17 protein-coding genes are annotated in these 21403 nt (G+C 72.4%); 2 read left to right on the top strand and 15 right to left on the bottom strand.

Annotated features, from left to right (window positions below; genetic code table 11):
* Positions 1-53: 53 nt before the first annotated feature.
* From OHA17_RS03815 to OHA17_RS03775, 9 genes are all read right to left on the bottom strand, one after another.
* Positions 54-2210, bottom strand: a complete 2157-nt coding sequence (locus OHA17_RS03815) for an MMPL family transporter (protein ID WP_406504030.1) — start codon at positions 2208-2210, stop codon at positions 54-56.
* 30 nt (positions 2211-2240) lie between these two features.
* Positions 2241-3950, bottom strand: a complete 1710-nt coding sequence (locus tag OHA17_RS03810; protein ID WP_406504028.1) for an AMP-binding protein — start codon at positions 3948-3950, stop codon at positions 2241-2243.
* Positions 3947-4201 (bottom strand): acyl carrier protein, encoded by a 255-nt coding sequence (locus OHA17_RS03805; protein WP_406504026.1) that lies wholly within the window; start codon positions 4199-4201, stop codon positions 3947-3949. The genes OHA17_RS03810 and OHA17_RS03805 overlap by 4 nt, the downstream gene beginning before the upstream one ends.
* Positions 4198-5274, bottom strand: coding sequence for a 3-oxoacyl-[acyl-carrier-protein] synthase III C-terminal domain-containing protein (locus tag OHA17_RS03800; RefSeq protein ID WP_398873379.1), 1077 nt, complete (start codon positions 5272-5274; stop codon positions 4198-4200). The genes OHA17_RS03805 and OHA17_RS03800 overlap by 4 nt, the downstream gene beginning before the upstream one ends.
* Positions 5271-7892 carry an aminotransferase class III-fold pyridoxal phosphate-dependent enzyme gene (locus OHA17_RS03795; RefSeq protein ID WP_406504024.1) on the bottom strand — a complete coding sequence of 874 codons (2622 nt, stop codon included), beginning with the start codon at positions 7890-7892 and terminating at the stop codon, positions 5271-5273. The genes OHA17_RS03800 and OHA17_RS03795 overlap by 4 nt, the downstream gene beginning before the upstream one ends.
* A gap of 37 nt (positions 7893-7929) precedes the next feature.
* Positions 7930-8967, bottom strand: a complete 1038-nt coding sequence (locus OHA17_RS03790; protein WP_406504022.1) for an NAD-dependent epimerase/dehydratase family protein — start codon at positions 8965-8967, stop codon at positions 7930-7932.
* Complete coding sequence (locus OHA17_RS03785; protein ID WP_406504020.1) at positions 8964-10724, bottom strand: amidohydrolase family protein; 1761 nt, start codon at positions 10722-10724, stop codon at positions 8964-8966. Before OHA17_RS03785 ends, OHA17_RS03790 begins: the two co-directional genes overlap by 4 nt.
* A 99-nt stretch (positions 10725-10823) precedes the next feature.
* Positions 10824-10952, bottom strand: a complete 129-nt coding sequence (locus tag OHA17_RS03780; RefSeq protein WP_267887021.1) for a hypothetical protein — start codon at positions 10950-10952, stop codon at positions 10824-10826.
* A 132-nt stretch (positions 10953-11084) separates the two neighbouring features.
* Positions 11085-12311, bottom strand: a complete 1227-nt coding sequence (locus OHA17_RS03775) for an MFS transporter (RefSeq protein ID WP_406504017.1) — start codon at positions 12309-12311, stop codon at positions 11085-11087.
* A gap of 25 nt (positions 12312-12336) precedes the next feature.
* Here OHA17_RS03775 and OHA17_RS03770 point away from each other — a divergent pair, with 25 nt between their 5' ends.
* Together OHA17_RS03770 and OHA17_RS03765 are read left to right on the top strand one after the other, a co-directional pair.
* Entirely contained in the window at positions 12337-12801 is a 465-nt protein-coding gene (locus OHA17_RS03770) for a helix-turn-helix domain-containing protein (RefSeq protein ID WP_398873389.1), read from the top strand.
* Positions 12802-13126: 325 nt separating this feature from the next.
* Positions 13127-13663, top strand: coding sequence for a response regulator transcription factor (locus OHA17_RS03765; RefSeq protein ID WP_406504015.1), 537 nt, complete (start codon positions 13127-13129; stop codon positions 13661-13663).
* A gap of 65 nt (positions 13664-13728) precedes the next feature.
* Here the strand turns inward: OHA17_RS03765 and OHA17_RS03760 are convergent, their stop codons facing one another.
* From OHA17_RS03760 to OHA17_RS03735, 6 genes are read right to left on the bottom strand one after another with little or no spacing between them, the layout of a single operon-like run.
* Positions 13729-14835, bottom strand: coding sequence for a M16 family metallopeptidase (locus tag OHA17_RS03760; RefSeq protein ID WP_406504013.1), 1107 nt, complete (start codon positions 14833-14835; stop codon positions 13729-13731).
* Complete coding sequence (locus OHA17_RS03755) at positions 14832-15908, bottom strand: M16 family metallopeptidase (RefSeq protein WP_406504011.1); 1077 nt, start codon at positions 15906-15908, stop codon at positions 14832-14834. Before OHA17_RS03755 ends, OHA17_RS03760 begins: the two co-directional genes overlap by 4 nt.
* Positions 15905-16666, bottom strand: a complete 762-nt coding sequence (locus OHA17_RS03750) for a DUF5944 family protein (RefSeq protein ID WP_406504009.1) — start codon at positions 16664-16666, stop codon at positions 15905-15907. The genes OHA17_RS03755 and OHA17_RS03750 overlap by 4 nt, the downstream gene beginning before the upstream one ends.
* A gap of 10 nt (positions 16667-16676) precedes the next feature.
* Entirely contained in the window at positions 16677-18845 is a 2169-nt protein-coding gene (locus OHA17_RS03745) for a TOMM precursor leader peptide-binding protein (RefSeq protein ID WP_406504007.1), read from the bottom strand.
* The gene (locus OHA17_RS03740; RefSeq protein ID WP_406504005.1) at positions 18842-20374 is read right to left on the bottom strand and encodes a SagB/ThcOx family dehydrogenase; all 1533 of its coding nucleotides are present in this window, start codon (positions 20372-20374) and stop codon (positions 18842-18844) included. Before OHA17_RS03740 ends, OHA17_RS03745 begins: the two co-directional genes overlap by 4 nt.
* Positions 20371-21279 (bottom strand): hypothetical protein, encoded by a 909-nt coding sequence (locus tag OHA17_RS03735; protein ID WP_406504003.1) that lies wholly within the window; start codon positions 21277-21279, stop codon positions 20371-20373. The genes OHA17_RS03740 and OHA17_RS03735 overlap by 4 nt, the downstream gene beginning before the upstream one ends.
* Positions 21280-21403 lie beyond the last annotated feature (124 nt).

The following is a 21403-nucleotide window of genomic DNA, read 5'->3' as shown; positions in this document are numbered from 1 at the left end:
GTCCACCTCTCGACAGGGAGATCGGTCGGAGCGCCGGGGAAGCCCGGCGAAGGTCATTCCTTCCACACGGCCGGAAGCCGCCGCTCCAGCCAGGGGGGCAGCCACCAGTTGGCGCCGCCCGCCACGGCCATCACCGCGGGGACGAGCAACAGCCGTACGACGGTGGCGTCCAGCAGGATCGCGAAGGCCAGGCCGAAGCCGAACTGCTTGAGTTCGAGGACCCGGGCGAAGAGCAGGCTGCCGAAGACGATCACCATGATGGCGGCGGCCGTGGTGATCTGCACGGCCGTGCGCGCCAGGCCCGCGGGGACGGCCTCCCGGTCGCTGCCGGTGCGCAGCCGCTCCTCCATGATCCGGCTGACGAGAAAGATCTCGTAGTCCATGGAAAGACCGAAGAGCACCGCGAAGAGGGCGACCGGGAGGTACGCCTGGAGCGTGCCCGAACTGGTGAAGCCGAGGACGTGCTCGCCCCACCCGAACTGGAAGATCACGGTGGTCGAGCCGAGGGCGGCGGCCGTCGCCACCAGGTTGAGCAGGACCGCCTTGAGCGGTACGAGCACGCTGCGGAAGACCACCAGCAGATAGCAGAACGACAGGACCAGGATGACGAGTACGACCAGCGGCAGCTTGCCGGAGGTCTCGTCGGCCAGGTCGACGTACTGCGCGCTGAGCCCGCCCACCCGTACCTGGGTGCCGGAATCGGTGAACGCGGCCCGCACCGGACCCGACCGCAGGTCGCGGACGAAGGTGCTGGCCTCGGGGGAGTCGACGCGCTTCGTCGTCACGATCTGCACGCTCGCGCAGTCTCCCGAGCGCTCGACGGGCAACAGCTGGGCGATCCGCGGGTCGTTCCTGACGTCGGCGACCAGCCGTCCCACCCCCGGCTCGGCGGCCGGCCCGCAGGCGACGACCTGCACCGGGCCGACCGCGCCCGGGCCGAAGGACGAGGCGACGATCCGCTGGCCCTTGCCCGAGGGGGTGCCGGTCAGGGACGCGAGACCCCAGTCGACGCCCAGCTTGATCGAGGCAAGCGGCGTCGCCAGCAACACCAGCAGGCACAGTGCCGGAACGCCGAGCCGATAGGGATGGCGCAGCACGATGGAGGCCCAACTCGCCCAGCGGCCACGGTCGTTGGCCATGCGCAGCCAGCGCGGCAGCCGGCCCTTGTTCACCCGCGGACCCAGCACCGCGAGCAGCGCCGGGAGCGCGGTGAGCGAGGTGAACAGGCAGCACAGGACCATCAGGCCGGACGCGACGGCGATCTCCATGAAGATGTGGCCCCGGATGAGGACCATCGATCCGAGCGCCACCCCGACGATCAGCCCCGCGGTCAGCACGGTCCGGCCCGAGGTGCGCAGTGCGATCGACACCGAGGTGTCGACGGCCGCCCTGTCGTCCCCGAGCCGGGCCAGTTCCTCGCGGAACCGGCTGATCACGAACAGTGCGTAGTCGATGCCGATCCCGATGCCGATGACCGTCGCGACGACCGTCACGAACCGGTCCAGGCTCAGCGGCTCCGCGAGGAGTCCGAGCAGCGCCGTGCACACGAGGACCGCGCCCACCGCCATCATCACCGGCACGAGCGCCGCGACCAGCACGCCGAACGCGAGCAGCAGCGCGAGCAGCGCGATCGGAAGTCCGATGGCCTCGGCGACGGACTGGTCGCGCAGTTCGACGGCCGACAGGTCGTCGGTGAGTGCCGAGGGGCCGGTGAGGTAGGCCTCCACCGGCTGGCCCACGGCCGCCTCCCGGATGCGGCGTTGCAGATCCGCCGCCTGGTCGGAGCGCTTCGAGAGGCTGCCCGTCATCGGGAAGGTCGCCACCGCCGCATGCCCGTCCGCCGAGATCTGCCCCGGCGCGCCGTACGGCCCGGTCGGCCGCACGGTGTCCGCGGGCAGCGCGGCCAGGACGTGTTCGACCGAGCGCCGGTACGCCGGATCGTCGGCCGTCAGGCGCGCGGAGCGGAACACGACCACGCCGTGCTCCGCCCCCGCGTCCGGGAAGTGGCGCTCCATGAGCCGCTGTGCCTGACCGGACTGCGAACTCTGCACCGTGTAGTCGGGAGCGGCCAGCCGTGACTCCACGCTCGGGTAGAACAGCGCCGACGCGATCAGCAGACCGAGCCAGGCGGTGAGTACCACGGCGCGGTACCGGGCCATGAGCCCGCCCCAGCGATACAGCGGGGAGGGGCCACGGGGTGGGTCGGGCAAGGGAACGTCCTCATCTCGTGTACGTGTACGTCATTCGCGGTGCGACGGGCCGTGCGGAGCCGTCGGTTCGAGCAGCGTCCGTAGCGTCCGCTCGGCCTTGAGGCTTCCGTCGGACAGCCGCTGCCGGGTGGTGTGGTAGCGCTTCTTTCCGCTGGTGGTTCGCGGGATGACCCGGCGGCGGGCGAACAGGACGACGTCGACGGGAAGGTCGAGCAGGCGCAGCTGCCTGGCCTGATGAGCCGTCAGTTCATGGGCTCCGCCGTCGTGTTCCACGAGCGCGGTGATGTCGCTCGCCGGGTCGTGGATGTCGGCCTCGAACACGATGATCTCGTGGGCGGGGTGGTCCAGGATGCGCGAGACCTGCTCCTCAAGGAGCGTGGCGAGGTGGTTGCGGCCCTGCCGGATGATGACGTGCTTGCGGCGCTCCAGGACGAACAGCTCGTCCCGGTGCCAGAAGCCCAGGTCGCCGGTGGGCAGTCCTTCGGGGAAGGGCTCGGGGCTGCCGGTCGCCGGGTCGAGCCGGCCGAGGGCCACGCTCGTGCCGCGCAGGATGATCTCGCCGAGCACGCCCTCCGCCTCGACCGGGCGGCTCTCCTCGTCGATGAGCGTGACCGTCAGTCCGTCGAGGGCCCGTCCCACGGAGAACACCGGGATGCCCGGGCCCGCCGGTGGCTCCTCGCCGAGGAGACCTTCGCCGAGGAGCCGCAGCGAGGCACCGCTCTCCAGGCCGACCGGGTCGACGACCACGTAGCGCGGGGTCTCGCCCGGCGTCCACATGGAACTGGCGAGCGTCGACTCGGCCATGCCGTAGCTGGGGATCAGGCTGCCGTCGCGGAGGCCGTAGGGGGTGTAGGCGCGGTGGAAGCCGGCCATGGTGGTGAGCCGGATGGGCTCCGCGCCGATCACCGCGCAGCGCAGCGCCGACAGGTCGCAGCCCTCCAACTCGCCGGGGTCGACGGCCCGGTGGGCGTGGTCGTAGCCGAAGTTCGGCGCTGCGGTGATCGTGCCCCGGTAGGTGCTGAGCGCCTGCGCCCACAGGTGCGGGCGCACGATGAAGTCGGTGGGCTTCATCATGTACAGCGGCCAGGCGTGGAAGAAGCTCAGCAGTCCCATGCCGACCAGGCCCATGTCGTGGAAGAGCGGCAGCCACGACACCACCCGGTCGTCGTGCCCGGCGTGCAGGGAGACGTACAGCGCGCGCAGATTGGCGCAGACGTTGGCGTGCGAGACGGCGAGGAGCTTGGAGTCGCCGGTGGAGGCGCTGGTGGCCTGGAGGAAGGCGACCGCGTCACCGCCGGGCCCGGCCGCCGCGGGAAGGAAGTCGAGGGCGTCGTACCGGTCGGCCTCGCGGGGCAGCATCACCACCGGGTCCGGGAACTCGGTCTCGGTCAGGCCCTCCTGAAGTGCGAGGACCGCCTGGCCCGGCGGGAACATCGCGAGCGTCCGCTCGATGTGCCGGCGAAACGCCTCCTCGCCGCCGAGCGCGCGCGGTGACGGCAGGATCAGCGGCCGCCCGCCGGCCCACAGCGCGGCGAAGAACGCCTGCAGCGTGGGCAGTTGATCATCGGCCGCGATCACCACCACCCGGTCCTCGGGCAGCTTGCGGCCGAGCAGCGCGCTGGTGCGCAGGAACCTGTCGTACGAGAGGAACACCTCCGGCCTGCCGGGGGACAAGAAGTGCACACCGCTGCCGGGATCGGCGTCCCGTACGGCATCGCGGACCGCGTCCAGGAAGTTCATGCCGCACCTGCCAGCCGTCGCTCGACCAGGGTCACCAGGCCCAGTGGGGACATCGCGAGCAGCGAGTCGCTGTCCTCGAAGGGCACGCCGCACACTTCGGCGAGCCTGACGCCGACGCGCAACTGGCTCAGCGAGTTCAGCCCGTAGGCCTGGAAGGGCGTCTCGTCTAGCCGGAGCACCGAGGTGTCGACGCCGTCGTCCACGGCCGAGACAGTCTCGACGAGCCGCTCGAAGATCATGTTCTTGGTCATGCCGCATCCCTTCGCGGTCCGTGGAAGACGAAGCTGGCCAGCGCCGTGGTGATCCCCGCCGAGGCCACGAGCAGCAGCACCCGGTCGCCCTCCGCCAACTCGCCGTCCCGCAACGCCTCGGACATGCTGACCGGCACCGCGGCCGCGACCGTGTTGGCGTGCCGGGCATGGTGGAAGCGGTACTTCGCGGCGTCGATGCCGCACTCCGTCACGACGTGCCGGCTCGCCCCGTCGCTCGCGGAGTGCCCGAAGACCAGGTCCGCCTTGAACTCCTCGAACCGGGGCTCCTCCCGGTAGTGCTCGATCAGCTTGCGGGTGCCGAACTCCATCAGGCTCAGCCCGAACGACACGAACTGGAGCGGGCGCGGCTCGCCCGCGGCCGCCGGCTTCTTGGCGAAGTAGGCGTCGAAACCGGGCAGCGGCACGAAGCACAGGTCGCGTGCCTCGCCATGGGTGCGGAAGTCCGCGTCGAATCCGTCGTCCTCCTCGCCCGGTGGCTGCGCGGTGACGATGGTGGCGGTGGCCGCCTCGCCCAGGGTCACCGTCGGATGCCAGTGCGCGAACTCCGCGAGCGAGCGCAGCTCGTAGCGGTAGACGTCGGCCGCCCCGAACTCGGCGTTCACGATCATGATGGTGCGGTAGCGGCCGGTGCGCAGGAAGGCGTCCGCGACCTGGAGGGCCCGCACCCAGCTCGCACACGCCTCCAGTACGTCGAAGGCGCTGGCCCGGCGCAGGCCCAGCAGATCCTGGAACGTGGTCGCCGAGGCAGGCTCGATCACGCCCCGGCCGATCCCCGCGTACAGCAGCAGATCGACGTCCAACGGGTCCAGGCCCGCCGACGCGAGCGCCCGGCGCCCGGCGTCCACGGCCAAGCCGCTCGGCGTCTCGCCCGGGGCCCGGTGGCGGCGCACGGTGGTGCCGCTGGAGGCGAAGCACGCCTCGACCAAGCTCTCCACAGTGGCGAGTTCGGACGTGGACAGATGCGGGGCGCTCGCCTCCCGGACCCGCGCCTGCACCTCCTCGTTGGTGACCACCCGGGTCGGGAAGCTGTGCTCGATCGCCAGGAATTTCACTCGATCCCCCCTGAGTTCTGATGAGCGTCGAAAAAACCGGTCGAGAGCATGTCGCGCAGGCTCTTGCCGAATGCCGTCGAAACCTGTTCCAGATCGCTGTCGGAGTGTGCGGCGCTGAGCAGCATCGTGTGCAGCTCCGGCAGGAAGACCCCGTAGCGGCGCATGTGGTAGGCGAGCGCCAGCGTGGCCGTGACGTCCAGGCCCGCGAGACGGTCGCGGACCCGGTGCGGCGCGGCGTGGTCGAAGGCGACCGAGAAGATCGAGTCCCGGCCTCGCACCGCGCACGGCACCCCGCAGTCGGCGGCCTGCGCGGTGAGGTCGGCGACCAGCCACGCGGTCCGCTCGCGCAGCCGGGCGTAGACCTCCGGGCGGTCGCGCAGCACGCTCAGAGTCGCGGCGCCCGCGGCGCAGGTCACCGAGTTGCCGCTCATCGTGCCGCCCGCGAACGCCCGGCTGTCGACGTCCCGGAACGGGTCACCGCTGGTGCGCGCGGTGTCGACGAGATCCGCCTGGCCCACCACCGCTCCGGCCGGCAGCCCACCGCCGATGATCTTGCCGAGGCAGGTGAGGTCGGGCCGCACCCCGGCGAGGTGCTGCACCCCGCCGTAATGGACCCGGAACCCGGTCACCACCTCGTCGTGCACGACCAGGACCCCGTGCGCCGCACACACCCGGGCCAGCTCCCGCAGGAACGCCGCGTCGAAGTCGCCGAGCGCCGACGGCATCGGCTCGACGATCACACACGCGAGCCGGTCGCCGTACGCCTCGATCCGGCGCAGCGAGGCCGGCTCGCCGTACTGGAGGACGAGCGTGTCGTCGACCACCGTCTGCTGCATGCCGGCGCAGTTGCCGACCGGCTCGGGGGCCTCGGCCTCGCCGCGGTAGCGGAACCAGGAGCTGACCAGGCCCTGGTCGGAGAACCCGTGGTAGTGGCCCTCGAACTTGGCGACCTGCTGGCGGCCCGTGTACGCGCGGGCGATCCGCAGGGCGATCTGCACGGCCTCGGTGCCCGAATTGGCGAGCACCACCTTGTGGTCGGCGCCGAACGCCTCCGCGATCAGCGCGGCGAGGCGCACCTCGTCCGGGTTGCCGATCGCGTTGACCGCGCCCCGGGCCGCCGCCTCCTGGATCGCCGTCACCACCGCCGGGTGCGCGTAGCCGAGGATGTGCGGCCCGTACCCGCCGGACAGGTCGATGTACTCGTTGCCGTCCAGGTCCCGCAGCCGCGAGCCGCTCGCCCCGGCGACCGCCAGCGGGAACGGGCTCGGCAGCACGAACCGGTCGAAGTGCGTGGGCGCGACCAGATGCCGGGCGGCCTCCTCCCGCAGGGCCGCCGTGCGCGGCGAGCGCTCGGCGATCTCGGTGCGGAAGGCCTGGCGCAGGTCGTCGTTCAGGTACGGCGAGAAGCGGCCCGTGAAGCGGCGGGTCGTCGCCCACAGGTCGATGTCCGGGTCGACGGCCGAGATGAAGCCCTCGCCGGTCAGCAGGGACAGGGCGAGCACCGAGAACGTCGTCGTGATCCTGGTGCCGTGCCGGCCGAGCAGCCGGATCGCGTCGTCGAGGAACGCCAGCGTCGACCAGCGCGAGGCCTCCTCCTCGAAGTGCCGCCGCAGCACCTCGCCGAGCTCCGCCTCGTACGCCCCGTGGCCGAGCACCTTCTGCGGGTGCACCGCGAACGCACGGGTGAAGCGCCGCACCGCCAGGTCCCACTCGCCGCGCATGCACGCGTAGTAGAAGGACGCGAGGTCCCACTTGTCGTCCTCGGAAAGCCGCCCGACGAGCCCGAAGTCGAGCAGCACGATCCGGCCGTCCGGGCGGAAGAGGATGTTGCCGGGGTGCGGGTCGACGTGGAAGACGCCGTGGAAGTAGACCATGCAGTAGAAGGCGTCCTGAAGGCGCGCCGCCAACTCCGGCCGCCCGAGCGTCACTTCGTCCACGCGGTCGCCCGGCACCCCGTCCACGTACTCCATGACCAGCAGATCCGGGCCGTAGGACTCCTCGTGCACCCACGGCACCCCTACGAACGGGTGGTTGCGGAAGTTCTCGCCGATCTCCCGCTGCCGGGCGGCCTCCTGGACCAGGTCGCACTGCCCGACGAGCAGCGGCCGCAGCTCGCCGAAGTGCCCGGGCAGGTCGTAGCCGCGCAGCCGGGGCAGCAGGTGCGCGACTGCCGCGAGCCGGCCGATCACCGCCGAGCCCGCCTCCAAGCGACCGCGCACGCCTGCCTTCACGACCTTCACCGCGACGGGCCGCCCGTTCAAGACGGCCCGGTGCACCTGCGCCACCGAACCGGCGGCGACCGGGGTGCGCTCGAAGGAGTCGAACACCTCCTCCGGCGGCCGCCCCAGCGCCCGCCGCAGCACCCTTTCCAGTGCCGCGTCCCGCATCGGCGGCAGCTGCGCGAAGAACTCCCGGAACTGCTCGGTCACTTGACGCGGCAGCAGCCCCGACTGGGTGCCAAGCACCTGCCCGGCCTTGATGTAAAGCGGCCCCATCCGCAGCAGATACCGTCGCAGCAGCCGTGCGGCCCGTACTCTGTCCCGCCGCCCGAGCCCGAACCCCACGACGAGCACCGCCGTCCACCAGGCCACACGGAAGCTCTCCAGGACAGCCTTCACCGGTCCTCCTCCTTGGCTTCGGTCACCGCGCGGTCGCTCACTCGGCGGTCGGGGCGTGCTTCGGCGGCCGCTCCCCGGATTCGGCACGCCTCGCCCGGTGCAGCGCGGCGCGCAGCCGCCGGAGCCCCTCGTCCGTCGTGACCCGGGGCTCGTAGCCGAGGTCGCGCCGGGCGGCGGTGATGTCGAACCAGTGGGCCGTGGTGAGCTGGTTGGCCAGGAAGCGGGTCAGCGGCGGCTCGCCCGTCCGCAGGGCCCGCGCCCCGTACTCCAGGGCGGCGGCCAGCGGGCGGGCCGCCCACGCGGGCAGTTCGCGGGTCACCGGCCCGACTCCGGCCGCCCACAGCAGTTGGTCGATGGTCTCGCCGACCGGGCGGGGGTCGCCCTGGGTGATGAAGTACGCCCGCCCAGCAGGGGGAGCGCCGTGGGCGAGCCGGTCCAGGGCGAGCAGATGGGCCTCGGCCGCGTTGTCGATGTAGACGGTGTCGATCCGCTTCGTGGCCGCGCCGATCCGCCGCAGCCGGCCGCGCCGCGCCTGCTCGGCGAGGCGGGGCACGAAGTGCGGGTCGCCGGGCCCCCACACGATGTGCGGGCGCAGCGCCACCGTGGCGAGGTGCGCGGAGTTCGCGCCCAGCACCAGCCGTTCGGCGAGCGCCTTGCTGTGCGGGTAGGGGGCGAGGAACCGGGCCGCGTACGGCAGCGACTCGTCGGCGCCCTCCAGGTCGCCGCCCGTGTGCACCACCGCCGGGCTTGAGCAGTGGACCAGACGCCCGACGCCCCGGGAGCGACAGGCGTCCAGGATGTGCGCGGTGCCGGTGACGTTGACGGCGAAGTAGGTGCGGGCCGGGCCCCACGTCCCGGCCAGCGCGGCACAGTGGATCACGGCGTCCTGGTCCTCGACTGCTCGCGCGGTGGCGTCCGCGTCGCGCAGATCGCCGAGGTGCTGCTCGATGCCGAGCTCCGCCAGGGCGGGTTGGTGGTGGCGCTGGAAGGAGCGCACGCGGTCGCCGCGCGCGGCGAGTTGGGCGCACACCGCTCCCCCCAGGAAGCCGCCCCCGCCGGTCACCAGGACCCTCATCGCGTGACCTCGCCGTGCCGCAGGAACCGTCCGGTGGCCCGGGTGGTGCCGTAGCCGTCCGCGAACTTGCCCGCCTCGAAGACCACCTCGCCGGCGACGCAGACCGCGTCCACGGCGGCGTCGTTACGGTTGACCATGCGGGAAAGACCGCCGTACGCCGCCACCGGCGCCTCGTGATAGGCGGCCAGTTCGTCGTCGAGGCCGGCCGGGTCCACGACCACCAGGTCGGCCCGGTCCCCTTCGCGCAGGGTGCCCGCGGGCAGGCCGAACCAGGCGCCGAGCTCCCCGGTCAGGCGGTGCACGGCGGCCTCCGCGGACAGGATCGGACGGCCCGCGCGCTCGGCGTCCCGCACCCGCTTCAGCAGCCGCAGCGGCGCGTTGTAGAACGCCATGTTCCGCAGGTGGGCGCCGGAGTCGGCGAACCCGAACTGCACGACGGGGCTTGCCGCCAGGCGGTCCAGGACGGCCGGGCGGTGGTTCGCGAGGGTGGTCCGCCAGCGCACCCGGGTGCCGTGCGCGGCGACCAGGTCGAGGAAGGTGTCCACCACGTGCTGCCCGCGTTCGTCCGCGACCGCGCCGAAACTCCGGCCCGCGAGGCCGGGTTCGGGGCAGGAGACGATCTCGGCGTCGTACAGGTCGCGGTGCCAGGCGCGGGGTGGCAGGGGGCGCCGGTATTCGCGCCGGAACCGTTTGCGGAAGCCGTCGTCGAGGAGCAGCGCGCGTCGCTCCGCCTCGGTGCGCAGGTGCAGCGCGGCGGCGGTCGCGCCGAACTCCTCGAACACCACCAGGTCGATCCCGTCGGAGTACAGCTCGAACGGCACCGGCAGGTGCTGCCAGCGCAGGTCCGTGCCGAGCAGCCGACTGGTGACGGCGGTGGTGCGGGTCAGCGCGGTGGCCAGGCCGGGGGCGGCCTTCGGGTCGATCGCGGTCAACAGGGTGGTTCGGAGCGCCGGTCGGGCCCGGCCGGCCGCGGCGGCGAGGAACAGCAGCGTGTTCAGCGGCATCGCCGGGTTCGGGGCGCTCTGCAGGATGCCGCCGGTGCGGCGCAGTGTGCGGTGCAGCCGCCGGTATTCGCCCCATGAGGCGTAGGTCGAGGGCAGCCGGGCGGAGCGGTAGCGGTCCCCGGCCAGCCGTGAGAAGGGGCTCGTCATGGTGGAGAGACCGAGCAGGCCCGCCGTGCGGGCCGCGGCCACGAGCTCTTCCATCCGGCGCAGTTCCCGCTCGGTGGGCCGTTCCTTCGGGTCGACGGACCGGCCGAGCCCCATCACGTGCGCCCGCAGGTCGGAGTGGCCGAGGAAGGCCGCCACGTTCGGGCCGAGCGGCCGCTTGTCCAGCGCGTCGACATACCCCTCGGCCGAGTCCCAGGAGCGGTGCGCGGTCAGCGCGTCGAGGATGCAGTCGTACGGTACGGCCTCGACGCGCGAGAACAGATCGGCGCAGTCCAGCGGGGTCGCGTACACGGTGGACAGCGAGCAGTTGCCCATCACCACGGTGGTGACGCCGTGCCGTACCGACTCGCGCAGCCCCGGGTCGAGCAGGACCTCGGCGTCGTAGTGGGTGTGGATGTCGAGAAGGCCCGGCAGGACCCAGCGCCCCCGGGCGTCGATCGTCCGCCCGCCTTCGCGGGCGTGCAGCGGGCGGGCCGAGACGGCGGTCACCACGCCGTCCTCGATGCCCAGGTCCCGCACGGCGGACGCCGCCCCGGTGCCGTCGAACCAGCGTCCGCCGCGTACGACCACGTCGAATGGCTTGGGCATGACCCTCCGCTCGCTTCTCTGGCGCGTTCTTTTCTCCGGTGGGCAAAGTGCGCGGCCCGCGGCGGATGCCGCGGACCGCTGACGGCGTACGACTTGTCGCTACTCGAAGTCGACGTCGGAGATGTCGAGCGAGCTGCAGGAAGAGCTGCTGCTACACCCCTCGTCCATGCCGATCTCTTCGAGACTGGAAACCTGCTCGTCGACGACCGTGATCTCGATGTCGAACATATTCGTCTCCCCTCGTTCGCGGGTGATCTGGCCCGAACGACACTACGAGAGCCAGGAGAGCGGAGGCCATCACGGAATTCCGTAGTTAAACCTTCTGAGAAATTGTTCCGCCGGGCCCGGTGATCCGAGCGGTCAAGCGGATTTCTCTGATCCGGACGGCGTTTCCGCACCGGCCGGCGCGGATTTCGGACGGCGCAGGCGCTGGCCCAGGAGTACGGCGGCGACCAGCACCGCAGCAGCCGCCGCGACCCGGGCGGCCCCGGTGAAACCCAGTCCTTGCATGGCCCAGCCGGCACTGAGCGGGGCGATCGTGAGCCCTCCCGTGTAAGCGAGCGTATAGAGGGCGTACACCGCGCCGTAGGCCGGTGGTTGCTTCGCCTCGGCGATCTCCGACATGACGGTGATGGTCGGGGTGAGGACGAACGAGGCGCCGACGGTCACCGCGGCGAGCGCGGCGGCGGTCGCGATCAGGCCGTGCACCGAGCCCAGGGCGAGCATCGCGACGGCGGCGACCACGCAGCCGCCCGCGGCGACCCGACCCGGCGTGACCGTGCGCAGCAGGCTCCCCGCGACCGGCGGGGCGAGTGTGGCGGCGACACCGGCCGCGCCGAAGACCAGGCCGACCGCGCCGACACCGGCATTCTCTGTAGTGAACAGGTGCAGCGGCAGGATGGGCTCCATGAACGCCAGCAGCGCGGCGCCCGCCACCGTCAGGAGCGCCACCAGGGCCAGACCGGCACGCCCGCGGATCTCCGAGAGTGTGCCGCGCGCCGCGGCGACGGCGCCCTCGCGCGGCACGAGGTACCAGCGGGCCACGCCATCGGCGACGGCGAGCACGGCGGCGAGCAGAAAGGGCGCGCGCGGGTCGAACCAGCCGCTCAGCAGTCCGCCCAGGGGTGGGCCGATCAGCATGCCCACCGCGAACGAGGACAGGGCCATGCCCATGGCCCTGCCGCGCTCGGCCGGTGCGTGGGTGGCCGCGATCAGGGACAGGCCGGCCGTCCACACCACGCCCGCGGCGGCGCCCTGCAGCGCTCGCGCCACGAGCAGCAGGGTCGTGTCGTGGGCGAACGCGAACAGCAGGGTGGCCGCGGCCAGACCGATCACCCCGGCCAGCATGGGCCGACGGTTGCCCCGGCGGTCCACCCAGGCACCGACCAGAGGTGTGGCGGCCACGAGCGCGGCCGCGTAGACGGCGAACAGGATGCCGACGTCGAGTGGCTCGGCGCCGTTCTCGGAGGTGAGCTTCGGCAGCAGGGGCACCGCCATGCCGTACACGAGCGCGTCGGTGGCCAGCGCCAGGGACGCGACGGTGAGCGCCGCCGTGCTGCGGGTCGTCTTCGGATGCTTGTACTCCATAGTGAATGTGACTACCATAGTGAATGTGACCAAGCAACAGACCCCCCGGCCGACCCAGCGCATGGGGGACCGGATCAGAGCGGCCCGTGAGGCGCGCGGCCGGTCCACGCAGTCGGCGGCGGCGGAGGCCGAGATCTCGTCGGGCTATCTGTTCAAGCTGGAGAGCGGCTACGTCGGCACCCCTTCGCCGCGCGTGCTGCACCGGCTCGCCCAGGTGCTCGGCCTGGACTACTGGGAATTGATGGGTCTGGCGGGATACGTGGTGCCCGACGGGGCGGGCGCGCCCTCCGCCGTCGCGGCGGCGCACCTCGCATCCCCGGAACCCGTCGAGTCGCCCGCGTCCCGCGCGTCCCCCGAGCCCGCCGAGCTCCCCGCGCCGGACGCTCTCGGCCGTATCGCCGACGCTCTGGAGGGCATCCGGGAGGAGCTGGGGATGATCAGAGCGGCCATGGCGGCGCAGGAAAACGCATCGCGCGGCGAGAATTCATGACGCGCGATCCATGGATCCCACGGATTTCCTTAGGCGGGATCCACGGAAATCCGAGGGCCGGGAAGTGAAATCTGGCCACCACGCGACTGAGACAAGCTTGACAGTTGCCCCACTTCGTATGTTTACATGACTCTTGCATATGCGCGTCCGTGATCGTCTTTATTTCCGCCTCGGTCCCCGCATTCCTGTATCGGAAGGGATTATGGCCTTCGAATTGTCTTCACCGAATTGTGTGACGACGGACAGAGACGAATGTGCGGTGGTGCTCGTGGGCTGGTGGAAGGCGGCCGAACGATTACCTTCGGGCAGCATCCTGCAGGGAAGAATGGAGATCCATCAGTGCGCGGACTCCGATCTGCTGGCCGCCACCATCCATTCCGTCCAGGCCGAATGGATGCTGGTGGGTGAACGGATCGACGACAGCGAGATCCACCGCACCTTCTCCCGGGCGAAGGCGATCCGGGAGGACCTGAAGCTGGCGATCCTCGGCCCCCGTCGCGACTGGCGCCGCTGCGAACGCTGGCAGCGGCGCGGCTGTCGGGTCTACCTGGAGGACACCGCCGACCTGCACCGCACGGCCGAAGCGATCCGCATCGCCCACGAACTCGGAGTCAACGTCACCGACCGCAGCTTCTTCCAACTGCTCCAGGAACGTTCCACCGGCCCCACCCCGCACCTCACCCGGCGCGAACACGAAGTCCTCGACCTGCTCCGGCGCGGCCTGCGCAACCAGGACATCGCCCACGCCCTGCACGTCACCGAGAACACCGTCGAGTACCACGTACGCCACCTGCTGTCGAAGTTCGGCGCCCGCAGCCGACTGGAGGCGGTGGAACGTGCCTCCGCGTTCGGACTCGTCTGACCGCGGCACAACGTCGCGGGCCGCGGCAGGAACCCACAGACCGCGGTCGGGCGGTGCCTCCCCCGTCACCGCTCGGCCGCACCCATCATCCGGACCTCGATCAACCGCTCCGGCGCGAGCAGGTCCCGGGCGACGGCGCTCACCTCCGTACCGCTCACCGCCGCCAACGCCGCTGGATAGCCGTCGAGTTCGGCCTGCCCCAGGCCCGCCACCCGATACGCGACGAGCCGCTCGGCCAGGGCCCGCTCCGACTGGAGCGCCCGATACCGCTGGACGATCAACCGCTCTTTCGCCGCCCTGAGCGGATCGGGCGCCACGGCGGCCCGGCCCAGTTCCCCCAGCGCCGCGCGCACGCACCCGGCGACCTCGTCCAGCGCCTCTGGCCGGCACCCGGCGAAACACATGCCGTACCCGCCCTCGGCCAGTTCCCGGCTGAACGCGGCGACGGAATAGGTCAGTTGACGCTCCTTGCGCAGCACCCGGTCGAGGATGCCCTCTCTGCCGCCCAGGAGGGCCCAGGCGAGGTGCAGGGCGGATTTCCGGCCGGAGGACAGGGGGACGCCCGGCGTGCCGAGGAGGTAGTGGGAGCGGGGCCCTTCGATCGGGACGGTCCGGGGTGCGAGGGCGGGGGTGGTATCGAAGGGCTGGAACGCGGGGCGCTCCCCGAGCAGTTCGGCCGCGGCCGCCTCGACCTCCCGGGCATCGGCCGTCCGGATGCGGCGCACGCGCTCCCCGTGGACGATGCCGTACCGGTGCCGCCCCCCGAACAGCGCCCGCCGGACCAGGTCGGGGCCGCGTTCGCCGGACGACGACCGGACCAGGCATTCGGCGCGCAGCCGGTCCAGGACCCCGGCATCCACGGCCGACCCTTCCCTCGGAAACCAGTCGGGCAGAAGACGCAACAACTCCTTCTCGCTGCCCAGGACTTCGGCGGTGACCCCGGCGAGGTCGGCCGTCACCACCGGTTCCACCCGGCAGACCAGTCCCTCCGCCCGCGCGGCCCGGGCCACCGCCCGCGCCCACCCCGCGGCGACCAGGGGCGCGGCCAGCAGCGCGGGCCGGGAGACCCCGGCGAGCGGCACGGCCAGACTCGCCGCTGCGACGGGGCCCGCGGGACCCTCGGGCAGGGCGAAGACAAGGTGCGGCGCGGCTGCCACGCCGCGGTCGTTCATCCGAGCTCCTGCGTGAACCAGCCCCGCCACTGAGTGAGCACGGCAGCGACCTCCTCCACGGAACCGGCGGTCAACTCGCCCGCGAGCGGCTCGGCGTACCGGCGAGCGACCGCCTCGACATCGCCCTCAGCCCGCAGTCGGGGGATGAGCACCGAGGCCCGCAGCCAGTCAGCCCCACCCGGCGCGGTGAGCCGCACGCGGGTGGCTGCGAGGGCGTTCAGGAGCGCCTGACGCGCGGGCCGCGCCCCCGATGCCGCCATGAGGGCCCACACGCACAACCACCCTCGCAGCGGCAGAGTCTGCACGACCAGACCGGTCGCCGCCTTGACGGCATCGCAGGCCAGAACCGAAACCGCCGACGCGGCCCCCGGACGCGCCACGGCGACCCCGGACGCGGACCCGTATGTCACCTCGGCGCCCGGTGACGCGGGCTGTACGAGTGCGTGGGGCGCACGGCCCGGCCGGCCCGGCCCCCACCCCGAGACCATCGAGGTCACCTCGGGCACCAGCTCGGCCGCTCCGTCCGTCACGATGACGAGGGTCGCGTCCCGCGGGTCGTACCACCTCCGATGGGCGTCACGCAGTGGTCGCGGGGTGAGCGCGTCGAGCACCCGCGCGCTCCCGAGCACCGGGTGTGCGCACGACGTCCCCGACCACAACGCCCCGAGCAACGCCTCCCGGAGCTGCCAGGAGGGATCGGCGCAGCGCTCCGCGCGCTCCTCCCGGATCGCGATGACCTCGGCGCTCAACTCCGGTACGGATACGTCCAGTTCATCGAAGATCCGACCCAGGGCGCGCACCGCCGTGAGTGTGTCCGCCCGTCGCACCACCGTCTCGTACACCGTCGCCTCCCTGCCGGTGCGGGCCGACATCGGCACTCCGTCACCGACCAGACCGCCCGCCAACGAGCAGCGCACGACGAGGTGTTCGAGCACATGGGCCGTTCCTTCCGCGCCGGGCGACTCGTCGGCGCTGCCCACCGGCAGGCGCAGCAGCACCGCCGCGAGCGGGGATCCGCGGTGGGGAACGGCGATCAGCCGGAGACCGGAGGGGGTCACCCGCAGGTCCGTCACGGCGCGCTCTGCACCGTCACCAGCGTCTGCGCGAGGAAGCGGTCCTGTTCGTCCACCGCGATGAGGACCCAATCCCCGCACGCGAGCAGCGGGTTGTCATCGAGCGGCAGGTCGAGATGGACCTCCGGCTGCCGCGGCGAGCACCTCAGCTCCACCCGCTCGATCCAGCCCATGCCCTGCCGGGCGAGGGCAACCGTGGCCGGCTCGGTGAGACCGGTCAGGCCGACGGTGAAGCGCAGGACGCGGCGGCCGGTGTCGTCCACCGTCTCCGTCAGGTCGGCCCGGCCGAGGTGGAGCGGGGAGACGTATCGCTGGGTGAACGGGTAGGGGGTGGTGCGTCCGTCCTTGTCGAAGACGATCGCGTGCACCGCGAGCAGCCTGTTCTCGGCGTCGTACACCGAGGCGTGGCAGTAGTCGCGCTCCCGGCCGTCGAAGAGGACCAGCAGATCCGTCGTGACCTCGGGACTCTCCGGAGTGACCACGTGGAAGCGCTCCCGGGTCTCCTCGCCGTCGACGAAGAAGAACTTGTGGGTGAGCATGGCCGGTCCGCCGAGCCCGTCGACCTTGGAGGAGAAGCGCAGCCGGACGCCCGAGCCGACCGCCTCGCCGGACACCGAGCAGTGCACCGGCGCGTGGTCCGGCGGCAGGCAGCGGCTCGTGATGTGACGTGCGTACGCCTCGGGGATCAGGGAGGTGGAGGCGAAGTCCTCCTTGCGGACCACCGCCAGGGACGGGACGGCGACGAAACGGGCTGCCATGGCAGGTCTCCTAGGGGAGCGGGTGCGGATACGGGTTGTCCGGGACCGAGTCGAAGCCCAGCTTGCGTACGACCGTGTGGAGCCGGGGGTTGCCGAGCAGCCGGAACCGGTGGGCGCCCGAGAGGTGCTGCAGCCCGGGCACGAGGACCCGGACGACGTGCACGCCGAGCCGCCGGGTGTCGGGGGTCGTCAGGTCGACGACGTAGGTGTGCAGCCCGATCGAGGCGAGCTCCTTGACGATCAGGTCGACGTCGTCCCCGGCTGCCGCCGGGAGGTCCTCAGGGGTCGGTCGGGCCGGGCGGTCGCAGGGCGTGGGCACGCTCGGATGGACGAGGAAGCCCGCGCGCGGCCGCAGTTCGGGGTGCCGGGTGTAGAGGATGGCGTGCTTGTTGAACTCGTCGACCTGATCGAAGCCGGAGGCGGCGTCGAAGCCCTCGTACGCCTTGACCAGGCGCCGCACGTACGTCAGCCCCTGGGCGGCCTCCAGGAACGCCTTCTCGACGGCCCGGACGGGGGAGCGGCGGCAGGCGGCCCCGAAGGAGAGGACGGGCCCACCGGCGCCGCGGTGGTCCATGACGGCGACGACGACCGGCGGGGTGAGATCGAGGGACACGTCGTAGAAGGAGACGCGCCAGCCGGACGCACCGGACAGGTGGTAGCTGACCTGCGACGAGGCGGCGACGACCTCTTCGGGGACCGGGCGCGGCGGCAGCCGGTGCAGCCAGGAGATCGCGAGGGCGTCCCGCTCGACGATCTCGCTCAGGCCGCCGAGGACCGCGTCCGCGAAGGTGGGCCCGGCCGCCAGGCCCGTGGAGATCGACGCCGCGATCGGAGCCTCCTCCTTCGTGCGGCGGTAGTACAGGTACACCTGGGAGGCCGGTACCCAGCACGGCGCCCCGTCCGCCCAGCGGGTCGCGCGCACCCAGCGCACCCGGGTGTCCTCGGTGAACGGCGCGAACGGGAAACCGGGGGAGGCGTACTGCTCGGCGCTGAAGAGACCGAACGCGCCCGGCGCGACCGCCTCCTCGCCCAACTGCGCGTACGACGCCGTCCGCAGCCGCGACGAGCGGTACAGCCCCGCCGCACAGCGCTCCAGGGACTCCCCGATCGCCGCGTTCAGGGCCTCCTTCTTCGCGAACCCGGCGCCCCCGTTGCGGACCACGCCCAGGTTCGGGCGCAGCAACGACAGGTCGGGGGAGGTGCTGCCGGCCAGGTAGATCGCGGGCCCGCTCTCGGCCCGGCGCACGGAGACCGTGTGTACGGCGCCGACCTTGTCGTCGACGGCCGCGGTGAGCGGCGCCGCGGCCTCGGTCCCGGCGCTCTCGCGGCCCCCGCAGACCGGGCACGTCGGTACCGGCAGCACGAAACGCGTGGTCTCGCCGCCGTCCTCGTCCAGCCAGAGGAGCTCACCCGGCGGGTCGTCATCGCGCCGCTCCAGCCAGGCCGTCGCCCGCCGCGCCACCGCGCCGGCCAGCCGGGCCGCGGTCCAGGGCGGCACCCGCTGGTCCAGGGCGGGCGTCCCGGACGCGGCGAGGGCGGCGGTGTAGGCGCTCCACACCGGCCCGTGCACGGAGTTGGAGAAGATCCGGGTACGCAGACAGGCGTAGCAGGCGACCGTACGCCCCGGCGACCAGAGCGGTCCCGCGAACGCGGCGCCGCCCGGGAGGAGGCCGAAGAACAGGCAGGGCAGATCCTCGCGCACGCACCGCTCGTTGACCGCTGCGGCGCCCGGGTCGAAGACGGAAGCGGTGGCCGTGATGAGCAGATCGGCAGCGCGGGACGGCGGCTGCGCCGGGTCGCCGAGGTCGTGCACCGCCACCCGCGTCCGACCCAGTACGGCCACGAGGTCACAGGTGAGCGCGGCGGGCCCGAGCACCGCGACCGACCCGGTGCCCGGCGGCCGATCGCCCTGCGCGTACTCGACGATCCGCTGTTCCCGCAGCCCTTCGAGCAGCTCAAGGACCCGCGCGCGCGGCACCTCGGGGGAGAGGGCCACGGCGATGTCGGCGGCCCTGGCAGGCTCGGCGAGCCGGGGCAGCAGGTGGTCGGCGAGCAGCCGCAGGCCGCTGCCGCGCAGCCGCCGCACGCCACCGGGTGCTTCCACGAAGCCACTGTGGTCGTCCTGGAGGTGCAGCCGGACATCGGGAACGAGCCGGATGACGCTGTCTTCCCTGATCATGCTTGGGCCTCCCCCAGGAGAGTCAGATGGACGACGGCGTCGTCGGTGCCGTTCACCCCGACCAGCCGGTCGAAGTAGTCGTCGACGAACCCCGCGAGTGGATGCGCCACCAGGCCGAGCGCCGCCGCCGCGGTCACCACGCTCTGCGCGACATGGCCGCACTCGATGAGGGCCATGCGGTAGCCGCGCTCCCCGTACTTCCACCGGCCGCGGCGGAACGCGGCGACGAACACCACCACGGCCGCCGCCTCCCCGACCCGCCCGGCGTAGCCGGTGTGCGCGGCCACGTCCTCGAACGGGCAGTCGTCAGCGACCAGTTGCAGGACTCGGCGCCCCGGATGGACGTAGTGCACGCCCGGCGTGAGCCCTTCGACGTGCCGGGCCAGTACGAACAGGTCGTACGAGCAGAGCCCGCCCGCCGACGGCGTGGCCCGTAACGGCAGTTCGACCCCGTCGGGAGTGCGCGCCGTTCCGGTGATGCCGACGGACAGCTCCAACACGCGTCCCACGTCTGCCAGTTGGAGGGGTCGGCGACTCATGGGCGCCGCCGATCGACGCCGTCGCAGCGCGGTGTCCAGGGGCAGCAGAGGGCGGGCACCCTGCACCGGCCACGGCTGCTCGGTCCGGGTGCGGCCGTAGTCGCGGTACGGGCGAGCCAGCTCGCGGCGGGTGTCCGGGGCGAGACGGTCGACGTCGACCGGGGGAAGCGTGCGGAACGCGGCGCGGATCTTGGAGTTCTCGTGGAAGGTGCGGGAGATCCGGGCGAGTTCCGGGTCGCCGCCGAGGGAGAGATCGACCGGCGCGAGGCGGCCGACGGGCTCCGGCCGGGGAGCGATCCCGGGCAGGCGGCACTGGACGACCGTGCCGCCTGGGCCGTCGTGCACCGTCCGCAGCTCGGCGCCGGCCGGCTCGACCCACTCGCCCTCCGGGACACCCACGACCTCCCCGACGAACTCCGGATCCTTGTCCGGCGCACTCCACCGGTCCTCGGCGGCCAGGGTCAACACCTCGTCCAGGGCGCGGCCGAGGGCGCCCCGGACCGTCGTGCCGCAGCCGAAGGCCCGGATCTCCCGGTCGTCCCGTCGCAGGACCGCCCCCACCCAGGGCGCCGAGTCGACGTCGCCGTACAGATGGCAGTCGAGCTGGACGTCCCATGCGGGATGCAGGGGCGACCGTACGGTGTCGGACCATGCCGTGAGCCGGTGTGCGACGGTCGGCGGAGTGCGACGCTCCAGGGCATCGCGAAGCGCCTCGCGCACGGCGACTTCCCGGGTGACGGCGGCGCCGATGCCGAACTCCGCATCCCCGAGCCTGAGTTGAGCCGCTCGGGCGGCCAGGATCCGGAGCGCCGCCTGCGGTTCCTGACTGGCCGTCAGGGCAAGTAGCGGGATCGCCGCGCCCGACGGTTCCAGGCGCGGGGTGCGGTGCTCGGCGGGGACCAGGGCGTATGCGGTGCCGCGGAGGCGGGCGGGCAGGGGATAGGGGCGTACGGCGAATCCGAGGGCCTCGATCAGGGTGCGTAGGGTCATGGGGCCACCCACTCGCGGGCGGCGGGGGCGTGTGCGGCGCAGTCGGGACAGAAGGGGTCGCGCCAGGTGGTGACCGAGGACTGCTCCCCGCTGGACACGTCGAGCGTGGTGACCCGGCCCCAGGCGTGCTCCGCGCTCATGGGGAGCAGGCTGCGCAGCGCGAGGTGGGCGACGAGGCCGCCGGCCCAGTGCAGACATCCCGGTTGGAAGGTGGCCCATCCGGCCGGGCGGAACGCCTGCCGCGTGGGGCGCGCGGGGAGGTGGCACCGCAGGCAGCCCGACTCGCCGACCCGCACCCAGGGGCCGATCCGCACGCGCTGGGCACCGAACAGTACGGGCACCCAGTCGGTGGCCTCGGCGCACAGCCGCCGGTTGGCCGCGGCGAGACCGGCTTCATCACAGGCGACGACGATCCGCAGGGCGGGGGCCGAACCGGAGGGGCTCGGGCCGTGCTCCGTGATGTCCCGGCCGTGTTCCGCGACGCTCAGGCCCTGTTCCGCGAGCAGCGGCGACCAGACGGAGACGACCTCCTCGGGACCGGACACCGCAATACATTTCTCCCGGAGGCCCGCGAATATCCGATCCGGATCCTCGCTCCGCCGGCAGATATAGGAATACAACCGACGGCCGGGCTCGTCGTCGAGGCGGACTTTCTCCCCGGGAAACAGCAGAATCCCCATGTCCCGGAACCGTTTGACGAACGGTTCCAGCCGCCGCGCGTCGTCCGGCGACAGCTGCCGGCGGACCGGTGCGCTGCGCCGTATTGTGGGCACGACCTGGGTCAGCACGTCCGCCAACTGCCGTACGGCGTCCGGCTCCGCGGTCAGCGCGTAGGTGCGCGGGCCGACGTCGATCTCGCACCTGCCCGGCCCGCGTATCCGAAGCCCGACATCGGTGGCGGCCACCGCCACGGCCTCCATGAGGCCGAATTCGGCGGAACCAGCAGGATCAGATGGTTCGGAAAGAGGAGAATGAGGCACCCGGCCAGCGTAGGGTCGCCGGGAATTCCGGCCGACCCTGCTTTCCCTA

Source organism: Streptomyces sp. NBC_00212 (genome assembly GCF_045206365.1).
GTDB lineage: Bacteria > Actinomycetota > Actinomycetes > Streptomycetales > Streptomycetaceae > Streptomyces.
This window is presented reverse-complemented; position numbering and strand designations above follow the sequence as displayed.

Bases quoted from the DNA above. Each gene is read 5' to 3' on its own strand.
- OHA17_RS03780 (WP_267887021.1), bottom strand. From the start codon at position 10,952: ATGTTCGACATCGAGATCACGGTCGTCGACGAGCAGGTTTCCAGTCTC.
- OHA17_RS03745 (WP_406504007.1), bottom strand. From the start codon at position 18,845: ATGATCAGGGAAGACAGCGTCATCCGGCTCGTTCCCGATGTCCGGCTG.
- OHA17_RS03750 (WP_406504009.1), bottom strand. From the start codon at position 16,666: ATGGCAGCCCGTTTCGTCGCCGTCCCGTCCCTGGCGGTGGTCCGCAAG.
- OHA17_RS03740 (WP_406504005.1), bottom strand. From the start codon at position 20,374: ATGACCCTACGCACCCTGATCGAGGCCCTCGGATTCGCCGTACGCCCC.
- OHA17_RS03760 (WP_406504013.1), bottom strand. From the start codon at position 14,835: ATGAACGACCGCGGCGTGGCAGCCGCGCCGCACCTTGTCTTCGCCCTG.
- OHA17_RS03785 (WP_406504020.1), bottom strand. From the start codon at position 10,724: ATGCCCAAGCCATTCGACGTGGTCGTACGCGGCGGACGCTGGTTCGAC.
- OHA17_RS03765 (WP_406504015.1), top strand. From the start codon at position 13,127: ATGGAGATCCATCAGTGCGCGGACTCCGATCTGCTGGCCGCCACCATC.
- OHA17_RS03805 (WP_406504026.1), bottom strand. From the start codon at position 4,201: ATGACCAAGAACATGATCTTCGAGCGGCTCGTCGAGACTGTCTCGGCC.
- OHA17_RS03775 (WP_406504017.1), bottom strand. From the start codon at position 12,311: ATGGAGTACAAGCATCCGAAGACGACCCGCAGCACGGCGGCGCTCACC.
- OHA17_RS03790 (WP_406504022.1), bottom strand. From the start codon at position 8,967: ATGAGGGTCCTGGTGACCGGCGGGGGCGGCTTCCTGGGGGGAGCGGTG.
- OHA17_RS03810 (WP_406504028.1), bottom strand. From the start codon at position 3,950: ATGAACTTCCTGGACGCGGTCCGCGATGCCGTACGGGACGCCGATCCC.